This window comes from Klebsiella sp. HMSC16A12 (assembly GCF_001808265.1).
In the GTDB taxonomy this organism is placed as follows: Bacteria; Pseudomonadota; Gammaproteobacteria; order Enterobacterales; family Enterobacteriaceae; genus Klebsiella; species Klebsiella pneumoniae.
In genome coordinates this window covers 21,317-39,236 of the sequence record NZ_KV792545.1, presented here as the reverse complement: position 1 = coordinate 39,236, position 17,920 = coordinate 21,317, and the positions used below count along the sequence as shown (strand labels likewise).

Genomic DNA, 17,920 nt, shown 5'->3' with positions numbered 1-17,920 from the left:
AGGTGGCTATGTATCTGGGTATCGATCTCGGCACATCGGAAGTCAAAGCGCTGGTCATTGATGAGAACCATGAGGTTATCGCCAGCCATAGCGCGCCGCTGAGTATTCAGCGGCCTCATCCGCACTGGTCAGAACAAGCGCCGGAGCTATGGTGGGAGGCGACGGAGTACCTGATGGCCACGCTACGGGAAAAATGCGCCCAGCATTGGCCGGCCATTAAGGCGATTGGCCTCTCCGGGCAGATGCACGGCGCGGTGTTGCTGGATGCAGAGGGGGAGGCGATCCGTCCGGCCATTCTGTGGAACGACACCCGCTGCGCCGCAGAGTGCGCCGAGCTGGAGGCGATGGCGCCGGAGCTGCATCAGGTGGCGGGCAACCTGGCGATGCCGGGCTTTACCGCGCCGAAGCTGTTGTGGGTGCGCCGTCACGAGCCGGAACACTTTCAGCGCACCGCCACGGTGCTGTTGCCGAAGGATTATCTGCGCTACCGGATGACCGGGAAGAAAGTCTCCGATATGTCGGACGCCGCCGGGACGCTGTGGCTGGACGTGGCGAAGCGCGACTGGTCCGACGCTCTGCTGGACAAGTGCGGCCTGTCGCGTAGCCAAATGCCGACGCTGGTCGAAGGCTGCGAGGTTTCCGCCACCCTTGACCCGCAGGTGGCTGCGCGCTGGGGGCTGAACGCCTCGGTGGTGGTGGCCGGGGGCGGGGGGGATAACGCGGTCAGCGCCATTGGCGTCGGCGCGGTCTCGCCGGGAGATGCGTTTATTTCGCTCGGCACCTCCGGGGTGCTGTTTGTGGTGACCGACGCCTATCGTCCGGCGCCGCAGTCGGCGGTACATGCGTTTTGTCACGTGCTGCCGAACCTGTGGCACCAGATGAGCGTCATGCTGAGCGCCGCCAGCTGTTTGCAGTGGTTCTGCCGCCTGACCGGCACCACGGAGGTGGCGCTGCTGGCGGAGATTGCCGAGCTAAGCGAGGAGGATAAAGCCAACGCGCCGTTCTTCCTGCCCTATCTCTCCGGGGAACGAACCCCGCATAACGATCCTGACGCCCGCGGCATCTTCTGGGGCATGACCCATGCCAGCCTGCGCGCGCAGCTAGGCTACGCGGTGCTGGAGGGGGTGAGCTTTGGGATCAACGACGGCCTGCAGGCATTGAAAGAGAGCGGGACGCCGATCGCGCAGTGCTCGCTGGTGGGCGGGGGCGCCCGCAGTCCGTTCTGGGCCCAGCTGCTGGCCGATATTCTCGCTATGCCGGTGGTGACCCACAAAGGCGGAGAGACCGGCGGCGCGCTGGGCGCGGCGCGGCTGGCCTGCCTGGCTGCGGGCAAACCGGTTGCCGCGGTGTGTGAAAAACCGGAAGTCTGGCAGACCTGGCGTGCGGATCCCATTCGCCACCACATCCTGATGCAACGCTACGCGCAGTTTAAAGCCCTGTATTTAAACGATCTGCACTATCGACAGCACTGATTTTCATCATAACCGCCGCTTCGTTGCACGTCGCGGAGCGGCCACCCTGTACCCTGAAAACGAGGTTATTATGTCTATCAATAATAAACAGTGGCTCGGTTTACCCCTGAACCTGCTCTGGGGATACATCGCCATTGCCGTATTTATGACCGGCGACGGTTTTGAATTAGCCTTTCTGTCGCACTATATCAAAGCGCTCGGCTTCTCTCCGGCGGAGGCCTCCTTTGCCTTTACCCTCTACGGCCTGGCCGCCGCGCTGTCGGCGTGGATTTCCGGGGTGGTGGCGGAAATTATCACCCCGCTGAAAACGATGATGATTGGCTTCGTGCTGTGGTGCGTATTCCACGTGCTGTTCCTCGTTTTCGGCCTCGGTCACGCCAACTATGCGCTGATCCTGCTTTTCTACGGCATCCGCGGCTTCGCCTATCCGCTGTTCCTCTACTCGTTTATCGTGGCGATTGTCCATAACGTCAAAAGCGACAACGCCAGCTCGGCCATCGGCTGGTTCTGGGCGGTGTATTCCATCGGCATCGGGGTCTTCGGCAGCTATATTCCGAGCTTTACCATTCCCCACATTGGCGAAATGGGCACCCTGTGGCTGGCGCTGGCCTTCTGCCTTACCGGGGGCGTGATTGCCCTGGTTTCCCTGCGCCATATTCAAACGCCGCAGCATATGCAGAATCTCACCACCCGTGAGAAGTTTTCCGAGCTGGGACGCGCCGCGACGCTGCTCTATACCAACCGCAATATTCTGCTGTCGAGCATGGTGAGGATTATCAATACCCTCTCGCTGTTCGGTTTTGCGGTGATTATGCCGATGATGTTTGTCGATGAGCTGGGCTTCAGCACTTCAGAATGGCTCCAGGTATGGGCAGTCTTCTTCTTCACCACCATTTTCTCTAACGTGCTGTGGGGGATCCTCGGGGAAAAACTTGGCTGGATGAAGGTGGTGCGCTGGTTCGGCTGCATCGGGATGGCGCTCTCCAGCCTGGCGTTTTACTACATTCCTCAGCACTTTGGCCATAGCTTTGCGATGGCGCTGATCCCCGCCATCGCCCTCGGGATCTTTGTCGCCGCCTTCGTGCCGCTGGCGGCCGTGTTCCCGGCGCTGGAGCCGAAGCATAAAGGTGCGGCCATTTCGGTCTATAACCTGTCGGCGGGGATGTCGAACTTTCTCGCGCCGGCGATTGCCGTGGTGCTGCTGCCGTTCTTCAGCACCATCGGGGTGGTGATCGCCTATACCGGATTGTACGTGGTGGCCTTTTTCCTCTGCGCCTTTATCCGCGTGGAGCAGCCGGGGTTCTCCCACAAGGAAGCAACCGCCCGCGAGCAGGTTGAATTCTCATAGGTACTGCGGCTGGCATGCGCTTCATGCCAGCCTTAATGAGGTGAACGAATGAGTATGCAGGCGGTTATTTTTGACATGGATGGCGTGATTATTGATTCCGAGGCGCTGTGGCGTCAGGCGCAGATTGACGCCCTCGCGCAGTGGGGGGCAACGGCGAGCGTTGCTGAATGTGAAACCCTGACCAAGGGCAAGCGCCTCGACGACATTGCCGGCACCTGGTGCCGCTATTTTCAGCTTGATCTCGCTCCGCAGCGGCTTGAAGACGCCATCCTGCAGCGCATCACCCGCCTGATTGCCGCGAAAGGCGAACCGATGCGCGGGGTGCAGGAGGCGTTACGCTATTTTCGCGAAGCGGGTTATAAGATTGCGCTCGCCACGTCATCATCTCGTCAGGTTATTGCCGCTGTGCTGAACAAGCTTTCGCTCTGGCACTTTTTTGACGCGATCTCCAGCGCGGATGATGAACCACGCGGCAAACCGCACCCGGCGGTGTACCTCACGACGCTGCGCAAGCTCAATCTCAATGCCAGCCAGTGTCTGGTGATTGAGGATAGCTTTACCGGCTTTTGCGCGGCCCAGTCGGCGGGGATTGCCACGATAGTGATTGCAGAAGATAGCCAGCACGCGCGTTTTCAGGCCGCCGCTGGCCGCTATCAAACCTTACCTGAACTGCTGGAAGCGCTTAGCGCGGAGCCAGCGGCGGCGGTTTAAGTCAGCCATTTGTGGGCGCAGACATTCCCGGGATGTAGCTGGTCGGTTAATCTCTTCTCTGCGCTCACGCCCCATTGATAGCCTTAATCCGCGGGAAAGGTTCAGGGGGGCGCCAAACCGGTTTTTTTGCCGGGTGGCGGCTGCCGCCTGACCCGGCCTGGGTTGACTTCCCCGGATGGCGCGGCGCTTATCCGCGCGGCATGAGATCTGCGAACCGTAGGCCCGGCCAGCGTAGCGCCGCCGGGCAGTGTGCCCCTGTCCGCCTCAGCGTAGCAGCGGGCAGTCGGGCGGCAGCCGGCAGCGCAGGGCCGCCGGTAACAGCTCCATACGGAAGGTTTTTCCGCTGAGCGGCTCGCCGTCGAGGTTAAAGGTCATCTCATGGGGCGCGGTTATTTCAAACCACGAGGAGACACCGTCAACAATATTCGGCGAGTTTTCCGGATTCGCCAGGGTGCTGAACAGGGCAGGGATCAGCTCTTCGCCGGTGAAAATGCGCAGATGCAGCAGACCATCGTTAATCAACGCCTCCGGACACAGCTGCTGGCCGCCGCCGGCCTGGCGACCGTTGCCGATGCCGATGACCAGCGCATCGCCCTGCCAGTGAAAGTTCTCCCCGCGGATCTCGCAGCGGTCCGGCTTCAGTGTATCCATGCGCATCAGACCGTGGATTAAATAAGAGACACCGCCGAGCGCGGCCTTGAGTTTTTCCGGCGTTTCGGTGGTGATCCGGGTGCCGAACCCGCCGGTCGCCATATTAATAAAGCCGGTTTTATCATTCACCCGGGCGATATCTATCGGCACATCGCGGCCGACGATCGCCAGCTTGAGGGCGCTGGCCAGATCCTGCGGGATACCGACGCTGGTGGCGAAATCGTTAGCCGTGCCCAGCGGTAAAATCCCTAGCGCCATCTTGCCGCCGCGCTCCACCAGCGCGGTCGCCACTTCATTAATGGTGCCATCGCCACCGCCGGCGATCACCGTTTCAACGTTCAGCTGCAGGGCTTCATCGATAAACCTAGCGGCATCGCCCTTTTCCCAGGTCACGCGGACGTGAATATCAATCCCTTCATCGCGTAACAGGTTAACCGCTTCGCGTAGCTGCGGTTCATTGGCACCTTTGCCGTTAAGGATCAGTAAGCTGGCAGGAAACGTAGACATCATCAAGGGAACCTTTATTGCTCAATGTTGCATAAAGTGTACCGCATGACGAAAGCGAAGACCGGAGGAGAGGCAAAAAAATAAGCCCGCGTAAGGGAGATTACGCAGGCTAAGGAGGTGGTTCCTGGTACAACTAGCATTTATGGGTTATGTTTTTCAGCGAAATGGATGATACCTGTTTCGATCGAAACGGTATGTGATCCGATTCTAATATCCTTACATCGTGAAAAAATAACGCAAATTAACTAGTTACCGTGCGGATTTCTGGTTGTTTGACCAGTAAAGTTGCGCATCAGCAGGGCATACTGCAGGGGCAGGTCGTCCGGCACAGGCAACCAGACGGTATAGCCATCGCCCGGGGCCACCGGCATGGTTTCGCCTTTGCCATTCTCCATATGCTCAAGGGTGAAGTTGACGTTACCCTGCGGGGTCATCAGCTCAAGGCTGTCGCCGACGCTGAACTTATTTTTGACCGCCACGGCCGCCAGCGGGCCGTTACGCTCTCCGGTGAATTCGCCGACAAACTGCTGGCGCTCGGAGACGGAGTAGCCGTACTCGTAGTTCTGATAATCGTCATGGGTATGGCGGCGCAGGAAGCCTTCGGTGTACCCGCGGTGGGCCAGCCCCTCCAGGGTCTCCAGCAGGCTGGTATCGAACGGTTTGCCGGCGGCGGCATCGTCGATCGCCTTGCGGTAAACCTGAGCGGTGCGCGCGCAGTAGTAGAAGGATTTGGTGCGGCCTTCGATCTTCAGCGAGTGAACTCCCATCTGGGTCAGACGCTCAACGTGGGCGATAGCCCGCAGATCTTTCGAGTTCATGATGTAGGTGCCGTGTTCGTCCTCAAAGGCGGTCATGTACTCGCCCGGACGTTTGGCTTCCTCAATCATAAAGACTTTATCGGTCGGCGCGCCGATGCCGAGGGTGGGCTCCACGGTCTGCACCGGGATCGGCTCATATTTGTGGACGATGTTGCCGACGTCGTCCTCTTTGCCTTCCGCCACGTTGTATTCCCAGCGGCAGGCGTTGGTGCAGGTCCCCTGGTTCGGGTCGCGCTTGTTGATATACCCGGAGAGCAGGCAGCGGCCGGAGTAGGCCATGCACAGCGCGCCGTGGACGAAAATCTCGATCTCCATCTCCGGCACCTGGCGGCGTATCTCTTCGATTTCATCCAGCGACAGTTCACGCGACAGGATCACGCGGGTGAGCCCCATCTGCTGCCAGAATTTGACCGTCGCCCAGTTGACGGCGTTGGCCTGCACTGAAAGATGGATCGGCATCTCAGGGAAGTGTTCCCGCACCAGCATGATTAAACCCGGATCGGACATGATCAGCGCGTCCGGACCCATCTCCACCACCGGCTTCAGATCGCGAATAAACGTTTTCAGCTTGGCGTTATGCGGGGCGATGTTGACCACCACATAGAATTTTTTACCCAGCGCGTGGGCTTCATTGATGCCGAGCTGCAGATTTTCGTGATTGAATTCGTTGTTACGCACGCGCAGCGAGTAGCGCGGCTGGCCGGCATAGACGGCATCGGCGCCATAGGCGAAAGCGTAACGCATATTCTTCAGCGTTCCCGCCGGGGAGAGGAGTTCTGGTTTAAACATGGTGTTCTCGTTCTGATGACAGGTCAGATTCGCCGCACCTGGTGCGGCGAGTTGGGGAGTGTCCCCACATTAAGGGCGGGCATTGTAGCGCCGCGGCGAAGGGGAGTAAATATCAGATAGGTATCTTTCAGTATGGCTAATTTGTTTGCCATTTTGAACCTGGGCAGTGCTCACACTGACAGCGTTAATAACGCCTGGTGGGATAGGCTCTAGGGAGTTCCCCGGGTTGCGGCGTAAACGCCTTACCCGGGCTACGGATTGCAGATGGCGGTGAACGTGTAGCCCGGCGAAGCGCAGCGCGAGCCGGGAAAAGGCTAACTACGCCAGCCGGCAGGCGTCCGCTTCCCAGCGGTAGCCAACGCCATACACCGCGCGGATAAACGACTGCTCGGCGTCCAGCGCCTCCAGCTTGCGCCGCAGGTTCTTGATGTGGCTGTCGATGGTGCGATCGGTGACTACCCGATAATCGTCATACAGATGGTTGAGTAGCTGTTCGCGGGAGAACACTTTGCCCGGCTCCTGGGAGAGGGTTTTCAGCAGCCGGAACTCGGCGGGAGTGAGGTCCAGCAGCTTGTCGCGCCAGGAGGCCTGAAAACGACCTTCGTCGACAATCAGCGGGCTCTGGGCGTCCAGCGCCTGCAGATCGCGCTGCGGCTTGCAGCGGCGGAGGATGGTTTTTACCCGGGCGACCACTTCCCGCGGGCTGTAGGGCTTGCAGATATAGTCGTCGGCGCCTATTTCCAGCCCCAGCAAACGGTCGATCTCTTCGATTTTCGCCGTCACCATCACCACCGGAACATCGGAGAAGCGGCGAATTTCCCGGCACAGCGTCAGACCGTCGGTACCGGGCAGCATCAGATCCAGCAGGATCAGGTGCGGCGGCGTCTGGCGGACGTAGGGCAGGACCTTGTCGCCGTGGTTAATCAACGCAGGCGCATAGCCGGCGGCCTGCAGATAATCAATCAGCAGCTGGCCGAGCTTCGGTTCATCTTCCACGATAAGGATGCGTGGGGTGTTTTCATCTACAGGCAATTCAGTCATACGTCTCTCGGTAAATCATGTTCCAGAGGTAACTCAACTTTAATGCTAACCCCGCCAAAAGGCGAATGGTCGGCACGCAGGGTGCCGCCGTGGGCCGCTACGATATTGAGGCAAATCGCCAGTCCGAGGCCGGAGCCGCCGCTGGCGCGGTTGCGCGATCCTTCCGCCCGGTAAAAGCGTTCGCACAGGCGGGCCAGCTGCTCATCGCTGACGCCGGGGGCGCTGTCGGCGAAGTCAATCACCAGCATCCGGCCGCTGCGGCGGGCGGTAATGTGCAGGCTGCCGCCGCTGTCGGTATAGCGCAGGCTGTTCTCCAGCAGATTGTTGAAGAGCTGCATCAGGCGGTCGCGGTCGCCGAAGATCATCGCCTGCTCCGGGTGCGACACCTGAATGCTTAGCTGCCGGCTGGCGAAGCGCTCGCGAAAAGCGCCCGCCGCCACTTCCAGCAGGGTGATGATATCCAGTGAGGTTTTCTGGTAGGCCAGCGCCCCCTCGTCGGACATCGACAGCTGATGGAGGTCGTCCACCAGCTTGGTGAGGGTAGCCACCTCAGCCTGCAGAGAAGGAATCGACTCGGGGGTAAAGCGCCGGACCCCGTCCTGAATCGCCTCCAGCTCGCCGCGCAGCACCGCCAGCGGGGTACGCAGCTCATGGGAGATATCGGCCATCAGATCGCGACGCATCTGCTGGTTCCGCTCCAGGGTGCTGGCGAGCTGGTTAAAATCCTGCGCCAGGCGGCCGAGCTCATCGCCGCCGGTCACCGTCACGCGGGTGGAAAAGTCGCCTGCCGCCAGCTTATGGGTGCCTTCCACCAGCCGCTTCACCGGCGCCAGCAGACCGCGGGCCAACGGGAAAGTGGCCAGCGCGGCAAGCAGGGTGGCAAGGGCGACGATCAGCCAGCTGGTGCGCTTTTGCTGCCGGTCGAAGTTAATGTCGGTATTGCGCGTCAGCCGCTCTACCGGCGAGGCGATAACTTTGCCCACCTCCGCGCCGTTGACCACGATGCTGCGCTGGGTGCCGTCCTCCGGGACGCGCTCACGCGGCCCCACCAGCACGCGCCCCGACTGATCCACCACCCAGAACATGGTGCGCCAGCCGTGGGGCGGCATTTCCGGCCTCGGGCGCGGGCCGTCAGGGGGGCCATCCGGCGGCGGCCCGTCCGGGGCGGCGTCCGGCTTCATGGCGTGCCCCGGCGGCGAGCGGTCGTCGTTATCCCGTTCGAAGGTGCGCAGCAGCTGGAAGATAAAGCGGTCATTATTGCGCAGAAACGCCCAGCTGCCATGCTGGGCATACTGCTCGCTCAGCGCGTCGCTGAGCATGGTTAAGCGTTGCTCATTGCCGCGCTTGATATAGTCGATAAACCCGCGTTCAAAACTAATGCGCACCGCCCAGTGCATGCTGATCAGCAGCACGATGCAGGTGGCGAATATAGCGAGGAACAGCTTGCCGGTAATACCCGGGCGCCAAAATTTCACGATCCACTCCTGTTGCGTCGACGGAGGACGGTATTGCTGCCGACGTCATCCGGTACCCGGGAAAAGATGAGCGCCGGGAGGGCGATGATCGCCGCCATGCTCAGATAGGTGTAGAGAAAGACCTGATGGGTGCTGGCGGCGTCGAGACTCATATGCTGCTGGCCATACAGCCCCAGCAGCAGCCCGGCGATGGTCACGCCGATACTCATCGACAGCTGCATCACCATCGACAGCAGGCTGTTGCCGCTGCTGGCCAGATCGTCCGGGAGATCTTTCAGCGTCAGGGTATTCATTGAGGAGAAGCGGCTGGCGTTGATCATCCCCTGCAGAAACAGGACCAGCGGCAGCGCGTAATACCACCCGGCCAGGGCGCTAAACATAAACAGCAGGCTGACCGCCGCCAGGCCCAGGGTGCTGGCGACCAGCACCCGACGGTAGCCAAAGCGGTTGACCACCTGGACCACGATCCGCTTCATGCCCATGCTGCCGAGCACCATCGGGATCATCATCAGCCCGGCGTGAAAGGGGGAGAAGCCGAGGCCGATCTGCAGAAACACCGGGGTCATAAACGGCAGCATGCCGCTGCCGATGCGTCCCGCGAAGCTGCCGCCGAGGCCGAGAGAGAAGGTGCGGTTGCGAAACAGGTTAAGGCTAAACAGCGCCCGGGCGTTGCCGCGGGCGTGCCACAGGTAGAGCAGCAGGGCGCAGAGGCCGACGGCCACCAGCCCCGCCAGCCAGGCAGGGGAAATGCCGAGCCCTTTCTGGCCGTCGAGCGCCAGGGTCAGGGTCGCCATCCCGGCGGCCAGCAGCAGAAAGCCGGAGAGATCGAAGCGCCGGGTCTGCATGGTGTAGTTGGGCATCAGACAGAGGGTGGCGATCGCGCCGACGATCCCCACCGGGATATTGATGAGGAAGATCCAATGCCAGGAGGCGTACTCCACCAGCACGCCGCCCAGCGCCGGGCCGAGCAGCGGGCCGACCTGGCCCGGCAGGGTGACGAAGGTCATCGCCGCCATATACTGATCGCGCGGGACGATCTTCATCACCGTCAGGCGGCCGACCGGCACCATCATCGCGCCGCCGACCCCCTGCAGCACCCGCGCCATCACCAGCTGGTCGAGGGTGCTGGCCTGGGCGCAAAACAGCGATCCGGCGGTAAACAGCACGATGGCGGTGAAGAAAATATTGCGCACCCCGACCCGGTCGGCCAGCCAGCCGCTGGCCGGCAGCATCACCGCCACCGTTAACACATAGGAGACGATAATCATATGCATATGCAGCGGACTCTCCCCGAGGCTTTTGGCCATCGAGGGGAGGGCGGTGTTAACGATGGTGGTGTCCAGCGACTGCATAAAGAAGCCGAACGCCACTATCCATAGCTGCCAGCGCACGCTGGCCGGGAGGTCTGTCATGTTATTCGCTTACCGGTTGAGAGGAGTGACGCGAAAAACGCAGCCGCAGACGGTCAAAGAAAAGATAGACCACCGGCGTGGTGTAGAGCGTTAACAGCTGGCTCATCACCAGACCGCCGACGATGGTGATCCCCAGAGGCTGGCGCAGCTCAGAGCCATCGCCCCCGGAGAGCACCAGCGGGAGGGCGCCGAACAGCGCGGCGAGGGTGGTCATCATAATCGGCCGGAAACGCAGCAGGCAGGCCTGGAAAATCGCCTCTTCCGGCGTCAGGTTGCCGTTGCGCTGCGCCTCCAGGGCAAAATCAACCATCATGATGGCGTTTTTCTTAACGATGCCAATTAATAACATAATCCCAATCAGGGCGATTAGGCTGAACGGGGCATCGAAGATCTCCAGCGCCAGCAGAGCGCCCACCCCGGCGGAGGGCAGCGTCGAGAGGATGGTCAACGGATGCACATAGCTCTCATATAGCACCCCCAGCACGATATAGACCGTGGCGATAGCTGCGAGGATCAGGATCACCTGCGCGTTCATGGTCTGCTGGAACACCTGAGCGGTACCGGCAAAGGAGCCGCGCACGCTCGACGGCACCCCGAGCTGGGTCATCGCGCGGTCAATGGCCTCGCTGGCTTCCGACAGCGAGCGGCCGGTGGGCAGGTTAAAGGAGATAGTGGATGCCGCCGACAGCCCCTGGTGGTTCACCGACAGCGGGGCATTGGCCGGCTGCCATTTGGCGAAGTAGGCCAGCGGGATCGGCTTGCCGTCGCTGTTAATGACGAACATCTTATCCAGGGCGCTGACGTCCTGGGTGTAGGCCGGATCCACCTCCATCACCACCTTATACTGGTTGAGCGGCTGGTAGATGGTAGAGATCTGCCGCTGGCCAAAGGCGTTGTTCAGCAGGTTGTTGGCGTCCTGGACGCTGATGCCGAGGCGCGACATGGTGTCCCGGTCATAGACCAGGTCCATTTCGGCGCCATTGTCCTGTTGATCGGAGTTGACGTCCGCCAGCTCCGGCAGCGCCGCCAGCGCTTTGCGGATCTTCGGCTCCCACTCGCGCAGCGCCGACAGGTCGTCGGACAGCAGGGTGTACTGATAGCTGGCGTTCGACTGCCGGCCGCCGACGCGGATATCCTGCACCGCCATCAGGAACAGGTTGGCCCCGGGCTCGTTGGCCAGCTTTTTGCGCAGCCGGTCGATCACCTGCTGCGCCGTCTCGTGGCGCTGGTCGCGCGGCTTGAGGGTGATAAACATCATCCCGCTGTTGACCCGCGAGCCGCCGGTAAAGCCGGTGACGTTATCCACCGCCGGATCTTCGCGAATGATCTTCATAAAGTCCTGCAGCTTGCCGCGCATCGCCTGGAAGGAGATGCTCTGGTCGGCCTGAATGCCGCCCATCAGCACCCCGGTGTCCTGCTCCGGGAAGAAGGTTTTCGGGATCGAAATGTAGAGCCAGACGCTGAGGGCGATGGTGCCCAGCACCACCAGGCCGGTCAGCCGGCTATGCTTCAGCACCCATTTTAACGATTTACCATAGCCGCCCTGCACGGCCACCAGCAGGCGGCCAAAGCCGCGGTTGCGCGTCGGCTGGTGGGGCTTGCCGCTTTTCAGCAGCCAGCCGCACATCATCGGCGTCAGGGTGAGGGAGACCGCCAGCGAGATGCCGATCGCCACCGACAGGGTGACGGCGAACTCGCGCAGCAGGCGGCCGGGCAGGCCGCCCATCAGCAGCAGCGGCAGGAACACCGCCACCAGCGACAGGCTCATCGACAGCACGGTAAAGCCGACCTCGCGGCTCCCCTGCAGCGCCGCCTGCAGCGGTTTCATCCCCGCCTCCAGATGGCGGGAGATATTCTCCAGCACCACGATAGCATCATCCACCACGAAGCCGGTGGCGATGGTCAGGGCCATCAGCGACAGGTTATTGAGGCTGAAGCCGCACAAATACATCGCGGCGAAGGTGCCGATTAAGGATACCGGGACGGCGACGGCCGGGATCAGCGTGGCGCGCCCCGAGCGCAGGAACAGGAACACCACGAGGATCACCAGCGCCACCGAAATCACCAGCGTCTGCTCCACCTCCTCCAGCGAGGCGCGGATGGTCGGCGAGCGGTCCTGGGCGATCTGCAGGTCGATAGCCGCCGGAATGGTCTGCTGCAGCTCCGGCAGGCGGGCGCGGATGCTGTCCACCGTCTGGATAATATTGGCTTCCGGCAGTTTGCGGATCATCAGCAGGATCGCCGGTTTGGCGTTGGTCATCCCGGCGTTGCGTACGTCCTGCACCGAATCCGAGACGGTGGCGACATCTCCCAGCCGCACCGCGGCGCCATTTTGATAGTGGACGATCAGCGGCTGATAGTCGGCGGCGGTCTTCAGCTCATCGTTGGTCTGCACCTGCCAGCGGTGCGCGCTGTCCTCCAGCGCCCCCTGCGGTTTGCGCACGTTGGCGTCGCTGATGGCGGTGCGCACCGCGTCCAGCGACACGCCCTGGTTGAACAGCGCCTGCGGGTTGAGGTCGACGCGCACCGCCGGCAGGGAGCTGCCGCCGACGTCGACATCGCCCACGCCGTCGATCTGCGCGATGGTCTGCGCCAGCTGGGTGGAGGCGAAATCATACAGCTCACCCTGGGAGTAGGTGTCCGAGGTCAGCGTCAGGATCATGATCGGCGCATCCGACGGATTGGCTTTGCGATAGGTCGGCCGGCTGGGCATCCCGCTCGGCAGCAGGCTTTGCGCGGCGTTGATCGCCGCCTGAACGTCGCGCGCCGCGCCGTTGATATCGCGGTCGAAGTTAAACTCGAGAATGATGCGGGTGCTGCCGAGAGAGCTGGAGGAGGTCATCTCATTGACCCCGGCAATCCGCCCCAGGGAGCGCTCCAGCGGGGTGGCCACCGACGAGGCCATGGTCTCCGGCGAGGCTCCCGGCAGCGAGGCGCTAACCATGATCACCGGGAAGTCCACCTGCGGCAGCGGGGCCACCGGCAGTAGCCGGAAGCCGAGAATGCCGCACAGGGTGATGGCCAGCGAGATGAGGATCGTCGCCACCGGGCGGTAAATGAAGAGGGCGAAAAACTTCACTTACGCCTCCTCTTCCTGACGCGGGAAGCGGCGCTTCAGGTGCAGCGACAGGCGGTCGAACAGCAGATAGATCACCGGGGTGGTGAACAGGGTCAGCACCTGGCTGAGCATCAGACCGCCGACCATGCCGATCCCCAGCGGACGCCGCAGCTCGGCGCCGACGCCGGTGCTCAGCATCAGCGGCAGGGCGCCGAGCAGGGCGGCGAGGGTGGTCATCAGGATCGGCCGAAAACGCAGCAGACAGGCCTGGTAGATCGCCTCCCGCGGCGGCATGCCCTGCTCGCGCTCAGCGGCCAGCGCGAAGTCGATCATCATGATGGCGTTCTTCTTCACGATGCCGATCAGCAGAATGATGCCGATGATGGCGATCACGTCCAGCTCGCTGCCCGCCAGCCACAGCGCCAGCAGCGCCCCGACCCCGGCGGTGGGCAGGGTGGAGAGGATCGTGATCGGATGGATAAAGCTCTCGTACAGCACCCCCAGCACGATATACATCGCCACCACCGCGGCGACCACCAGCCAGACGGTGCTGCCGAGCGCCGACTGGAAGGCCAGCGAGCTGCCCTGGAACTGGGTGCGAATATCGGTCGGGAAATCCAGCGACTGTTCGGCGGCGAGGATCGCCTCCACCGCTTCGCCCAGCGAGTAGTTGTCCGGGACGTTAAACGAGATGGTGGTCACCGGGAACTGATCGAGGTGGTTCACCGACAGCGGGGTAAAGCGCTGCTCCACCGTGGCGATGGCGGTCAACGGCACGATGCCGCCGTCGCTGCTGGTGAGGCGGATATTCTCCAGCGCCGCCAGGCCCGGCGTCGCCTCGGTATCCTGCTCGAGCACCACGCGATACTGATTCGCCTGAGTGTAAATAGTGGAGATCAGCCGCTGGCCGAAGGCGTTGTACAGCGCGTTATCGACATCGGCCATTGAGATGCCGAGGCGGCTGGCGCTGTCGCGATCCACCTTGATATAGGCGGCCAGGCCTTTGTCCTGCCAGTCGCTGCTGACGTCGGCCAGCTGCGGCTGGGCCTGCAGGCGGCTGAGCAGCGGCGGCACCCAGGTGCTCAGCGCCTCGAGGGAGTTTGCCTGCAGGGTGAACTGATACTGGGTGCGGCTCACCGTGGTGTCGATGGTCAGGTCCTGGGTCGGCTGCAGGTAGAGCGCCACGCCGGGGACGCCGTCCACCGCCTGCTGCAGGCGGCTTATCACCGTCTGGACGCGGTCGTCGCGTTCGTCCAGCGGCTTGAGGTTGATCTGCAGACGGGCGCTGTTCAGCGCCGGGTTGGTGCCGTCGACGCCGACGAAGGAGGTCAGACTCTCCACCGCCGGATCCTTAAGGATAATGCTGGCCACCTGCCGCTGGCGCTCGGCCATGCTGGCGAAGGAGACCGACTGCGGCGCCTGGAGGGTACCCTGGATAATGCCGTTATCCTGGATCGGGAAAAAGCCTTTCGGGATAAAGACCCACAGGATAATCGACAGCGCCAGGGTGCTCAGGGCGACGCCGAGCGTCAGCCACGGATGGTTCAGCACCCGGCTCAGCCAGCGGCCATAGACGGCGATCACCCGTTCGAAGAAACGCTCGCTGGCCCGCGAGAATCGGTTCTGCTTGCGCAGCGATTCGTGGCTTAACATGCGGGCGCACATCATCGGCGTCAGGGTCAGGGAGACCACCGCCGAGATAAGAATAGCGACGGCAAGGGTGACGGCGAATTCGCGGAACAGGCGGCCGACGATATCGCCCATAAACAGCAGCGGGATCAGCACCGCGATCAGCGAGAAGGTGAGGGAGATGATGGTGAAGCCGATCTCCCCCGCGCCCTTCAGCGCGGCGGCCAGCGGCTTCTCGCCTTTTTCGATATAGCGCGAGATGTTCTCGATCACCACGATGGCATCATCCACCACGAAGCCGGTGGCGATGGTCAGGGCCATCAGCGTCAGGTTATTGATCGAAAAGTCGAGGAACACCATCACCGCGAAAGTGCCCACCAGCGACAGCGGCACCGCGACGCCGGGAATAATGGTCGCCGGCACGTTGCGCAGAAACAGGTAGATGATCATCACCACCAGGGCGATGGCCAGCATCAGCTCAAACTGGGTGTCGCGCACCGAGGCGCGGATGTTAGTGGTCCGGTCGGAGAGGACCTGCACCTTCACCGATTTCGGCAGGCTCTCGGTGAGCTGCGGCAGCATCTGGCGAATGCTGTCGGCGGTGTCGATGATGTTGGCCCCCGGCTGGCGCTGGACGTTCATCACGATGGCCCGCTGCTGGTTGGCCCACGCCCCGAGCCAGCTGTTTTCGGCCCCTTGTTCGACGCTGGCGACATCGCCGAGCCGGATCGGCGCCCCGTTCTGATAAGCGATAATCAGCCGGCGATAATCCTCAGCGGACTGCATCTGATCGTTAGCGGAAAGCGTCACCGCGCGGGCCGGACCGTCGAGGCTGCCTTTCGCGGAGTTAACGTTGGCGCTGGTGATAGCGGTGCGCACGGTTTCGCTGGTCAGGCCGAGGGCGGCGATGGCCTGGGCGTTAAGCTTCACCCGCACCGCCGGGCGCTGGCCGCCGGCGAGGGTCACCAGACCGACGCCGGAAACCTGGGAGATCTTCTGCGCCACCCGGGTCTCCACCATATCCTCAACCTGGGTCATCGGGATGGCGGAGGAGGTGACGGCGAGAGTCATGATCGGCGGATCCGCCGGGTTCACCTTGCTGTAGACCGGCGGGTTGGGCAGATCGCTCGGCAGCAGGTTGGTGGCGGCGTTAATGGCCGCCTGCACTTCCTGCTCGGCGACGTCCAGCGGCAGGGTCAGCTGGAACTGCAGCGTGACTACCGAGGCGCCGCCGGAGCTTTGCGACGACATCTGCTTGAGGCCGGACATCTGGCCGAACTGGCGCTCCAGCGGGGCGGTGATGGCGGAGGTCACCACGTCCGGGCTGGCGCCCGGATAGAGGGTGACTACCTGAATGGTCGGGTAATCGACCTCCGGCAGGGCGGAGACCGGCAGAAAGCGGTAGCCGATGATCCCGGCCAGCAGGATAGCCACCATCAGCAGAGTGGTGGCCACCGGACGCATAATAAACAGCCGGGACGGGCCGCCGGTGCGGCCTGGGGGTAACACCTGCATCAGGAACGCGCTCCGTGTTTACCGCTCTGGCGCGGGGCGGGCTGCGCCTGCTCGCCGCTGCTGGCGGTGACAACTTCCACCTTCGCCCCCTCGGTCAGGCGGTCAATCCCGTCGGTGACCACGCGATCTCCGGCGGAAAGCCCGGCGCTGATGACTACTTTCTGGCTGTCCTGGATGCCGGGCGTCACGCTGTGTTTGCTGACCTTATTCTCATCGTTCAGCACCCATACGAAATGCCCTTCGTTGCCCATCTGCAGCGCGGCGGCAGGGATCACCACCGCGTTCTGCTGGGTGTCCACCAGCAGGCGGGCGTTAACGAACTGATTGGGGAACAGCGCGTCGTCCAGATTGCTAAAGCGCGCCTTCAGCTTGATGGTCCCGGTGGTCGCATCGATCTGGTTGTCGAGGCTCAGCAGCTCGCCGACGCTGATTTTCTGCTTATTGGTGCGATCCCAGGCCTCGACGCTGAGCGCTTTGCCCGCTTTCTGCGCCTGCACCACCGTGGCGATGCTGCTTTCCGGCAGGGTAAAGACCACGTCGATCGGGTGCGTCTGGGTAAGGACCACGATCCCGGTGGTATCCCCGCTGGAGATCTGGTTGCCGATATCGACCTGCTTTAAGCCGACGCGGCCGTCAATTGGCGCGGTAATGCGGGTCCAGTCGAGCTGCAGTTGGGCGCTGGCGACGGCCGCTTCATCAGCTTTCACCGTGCCGGCGGATTCCACCACCAGCGACTGCTGAGTGTCGAGCTCCTGGCGGGAGACGAGGTTGGTCTTCACCAGCTGCTGGTAACGAGCGAGATCGCGGCGGGCGTTGGCGAGGGTGGCCTGATCTTTCGCCAGCTGACCCTGCGCCTGGGCGAGAGCGACTTTAAACTGGCTGGGGTCGATCTGCGCCAGCAGGTCGCCGGCTTTGACCTGCTGACCCTCCTGGAAGTGAAGGCTCAGCAGCTGGCCGTCGACCCGGCTGCGGACGGTGACGGTATTGGCCGCCGTTACCGTACCCAGCCCGGTGAGATAGCGCGGGACCGCTTCTTCGGTGGCGGTGGCCGCCTGCACCGGCGCCAGCGCGGCGCCAAAGCGGCCATGGCGTGCGCCGCCCGGCCCCTGCGGGCCCTGCCCGGCGGCGGGAGCCCCGCTGCCGCTCGTCCCGCGATCGTGCCAGAACCAGTAGGCGGCCCCGGCGATAATCACTACCGCCAGCGCGGCGCCCCAACGACGTATGTTACTGCCTTTCATTAGTTTACGGTCTCATCCTGAAGCGTTTCGCTGAATGATACTAGTTTAGTGAGGGAAGGGGCCGTAAAAATGGAGGAATTATGAAAAGAAGGTTGAGAAATGTCTGGATAACCGCCGCGACGCCGGGCGCTCCCGCGGCCGATATCCGGGGTGATATCAACTTTTAGTTTAAAAAAGCAAAAAATAGTTGTATCCGCGGGGGCTTTAATTAGATTTATGCGGTGAATAAATCAGTGCATTCTCATAATAATAAAAT

Annotated in this window: 11 protein-coding genes; 3 read left to right on the top strand and 8 right to left on the bottom strand. The window is 62.3% G+C overall.

The window, feature by feature from the left end; all coding sequences use genetic code 11:
- Window positions 1-8 precede the first annotated feature (8 nt).
- The 3 genes from xylB to HMPREF3140_RS04890 all read left to right on the top strand — a co-directional run bounded on the left by xylB (window position 9) and on the right by HMPREF3140_RS04890 (window position 3,531).
- Entirely contained in the window at window positions 9-1,472 is a 1,464-nt protein-coding gene (gene xylB / locus HMPREF3140_RS04900) for a xylulokinase (protein ID WP_020801662.1), read from the top strand.
- Window positions 1,473-1,542: 70 nt separating this feature from the next.
- Window positions 1,543-2,820, top strand: a complete 1,278-nt coding sequence (gene dalT, locus HMPREF3140_RS04895; RefSeq protein WP_004175125.1) for a D-arabinitol transporter — start codon at window positions 1,543-1,545, stop codon at window positions 2,818-2,820.
- A gap of 48 nt (window positions 2,821-2,868) precedes the next feature.
- The gene (locus HMPREF3140_RS04890; RefSeq protein WP_004175126.1) at window positions 2,869-3,531 is read left to right on the top strand and encodes an HAD family hydrolase; all 663 of its coding nucleotides are present in this window, start codon (window positions 2,869-2,871) and stop codon (window positions 3,529-3,531) included.
- A gap of 264 nt (window positions 3,532-3,795) precedes the next feature.
- On the opposite strand, the gene yegS is transcribed toward HMPREF3140_RS04890, so the two are convergent.
- From yegS to HMPREF3140_RS04850, 8 genes are all read right to left on the bottom strand, one after another.
- The gene (gene yegS, locus HMPREF3140_RS04885) at window positions 3,796-4,692 is read right to left on the bottom strand and encodes a lipid kinase YegS (RefSeq protein WP_004151134.1); all 897 of its coding nucleotides are present in this window, start codon (window positions 4,690-4,692) and stop codon (window positions 3,796-3,798) included.
- A gap of 242 nt (window positions 4,693-4,934) precedes the next feature.
- Entirely contained in the window at window positions 4,935-6,296 is a 1,362-nt protein-coding gene (gene yegQ, locus HMPREF3140_RS04880) for a prephenate-dependent tRNA uridine(34) hydroxylase TrhP (protein ID WP_004144192.1), read from the bottom strand.
- Between the two features lie 318 nt (window positions 6,297-6,614).
- Window positions 6,615-7,337: an envelope stress response regulator BaeR gene (gene baeR / locus HMPREF3140_RS04875; protein ID WP_004175198.1), complete on the bottom strand. Its 723-nt coding sequence runs from the start codon at window positions 7,335-7,337 to the stop codon at window positions 6,615-6,617.
- Entirely contained in the window at window positions 7,334-8,812 is a 1,479-nt protein-coding gene (gene baeS / locus HMPREF3140_RS04870) for an envelope stress sensor histidine kinase BaeS (RefSeq protein WP_032411947.1), read from the bottom strand. Before baeS ends, baeR begins: the two co-directional genes overlap by 4 nt.
- Window positions 8,809-10,224: an MFS transporter gene (locus tag HMPREF3140_RS04865; RefSeq protein ID WP_004151136.1), complete on the bottom strand. Its 1,416-nt coding sequence runs from the start codon at window positions 10,222-10,224 to the stop codon at window positions 8,809-8,811. The genes baeS and HMPREF3140_RS04865 overlap by 4 nt, the downstream gene beginning before the upstream one ends.
- 1 nt (window position 10,225) lies before the next feature.
- Entirely contained in the window at window positions 10,226-13,303 is a 3,078-nt protein-coding gene (mdtC, locus tag HMPREF3140_RS04860; protein ID WP_002912617.1) for a multidrug efflux RND transporter permease subunit MdtC, read from the bottom strand.
- On the bottom strand, window positions 13,304-16,426 hold the full coding sequence (locus tag HMPREF3140_RS04855) for an MdtB/MuxB family multidrug efflux RND transporter permease subunit (protein ID WP_004149055.1): 3,123 nt from the start codon (window positions 16,424-16,426) through the stop codon (window positions 13,304-13,306).
- The gene (locus HMPREF3140_RS04850) at window positions 16,426-17,664 is read right to left on the bottom strand and encodes an MdtA/MuxA family multidrug efflux RND transporter periplasmic adaptor subunit (protein ID WP_004175207.1); all 1,239 of its coding nucleotides are present in this window, start codon (window positions 17,662-17,664) and stop codon (window positions 16,426-16,428) included. Before HMPREF3140_RS04850 ends, HMPREF3140_RS04855 begins: the two co-directional genes overlap by 1 nt.
- Between the last annotated feature and the right edge of the window lie 256 nt (window positions 17,665-17,920).

What these genes read in the sequence shown, in the direction of transcription:
- dalT (WP_004175125.1), top strand. Translation starts at nt 1,543, where the DNA reads ATGTCTATCAATAATAAACAGTGGCTCGGTTTACCCCTGAACCTGCTC.
- HMPREF3140_RS04865 (WP_004151136.1), bottom strand. Translation starts at nt 10,224, where the DNA reads ATGACAGACCTCCCGGCCAGCGTGCGCTGGCAGCTATGGATAGTGGCG.
- HMPREF3140_RS04850 (WP_004175207.1), bottom strand. Translation starts at nt 17,664, where the DNA reads ATGAAAGGCAGTAACATACGTCGTTGGGGCGCCGCGCTGGCGGTAGTG.
- yegQ (WP_004144192.1), bottom strand. Translation starts at nt 6,296, where the DNA reads ATGTTTAAACCAGAACTCCTCTCCCCGGCGGGAACGCTGAAGAATATG.
- HMPREF3140_RS04855 (WP_004149055.1), bottom strand. Translation starts at nt 16,426, where the DNA reads ATGCAGGTGTTACCCCCAGGCCGCACCGGCGGCCCGTCCCGGCTGTTT.
- baeR (WP_004175198.1), bottom strand. Translation starts at nt 7,337, where the DNA reads ATGACTGAATTGCCTGTAGATGAAAACACCCCACGCATCCTTATCGTG.
- yegS (WP_004151134.1), bottom strand. Translation starts at nt 4,692, where the DNA reads ATGATGTCTACGTTTCCTGCCAGCTTACTGATCCTTAACGGCAAAGGT.
- xylB (WP_020801662.1), top strand. Translation starts at nt 9, where the DNA reads ATGTATCTGGGTATCGATCTCGGCACATCGGAAGTCAAAGCGCTGGTC.
- HMPREF3140_RS04890 (WP_004175126.1), top strand. Translation starts at nt 2,869, where the DNA reads ATGAGTATGCAGGCGGTTATTTTTGACATGGATGGCGTGATTATTGAT.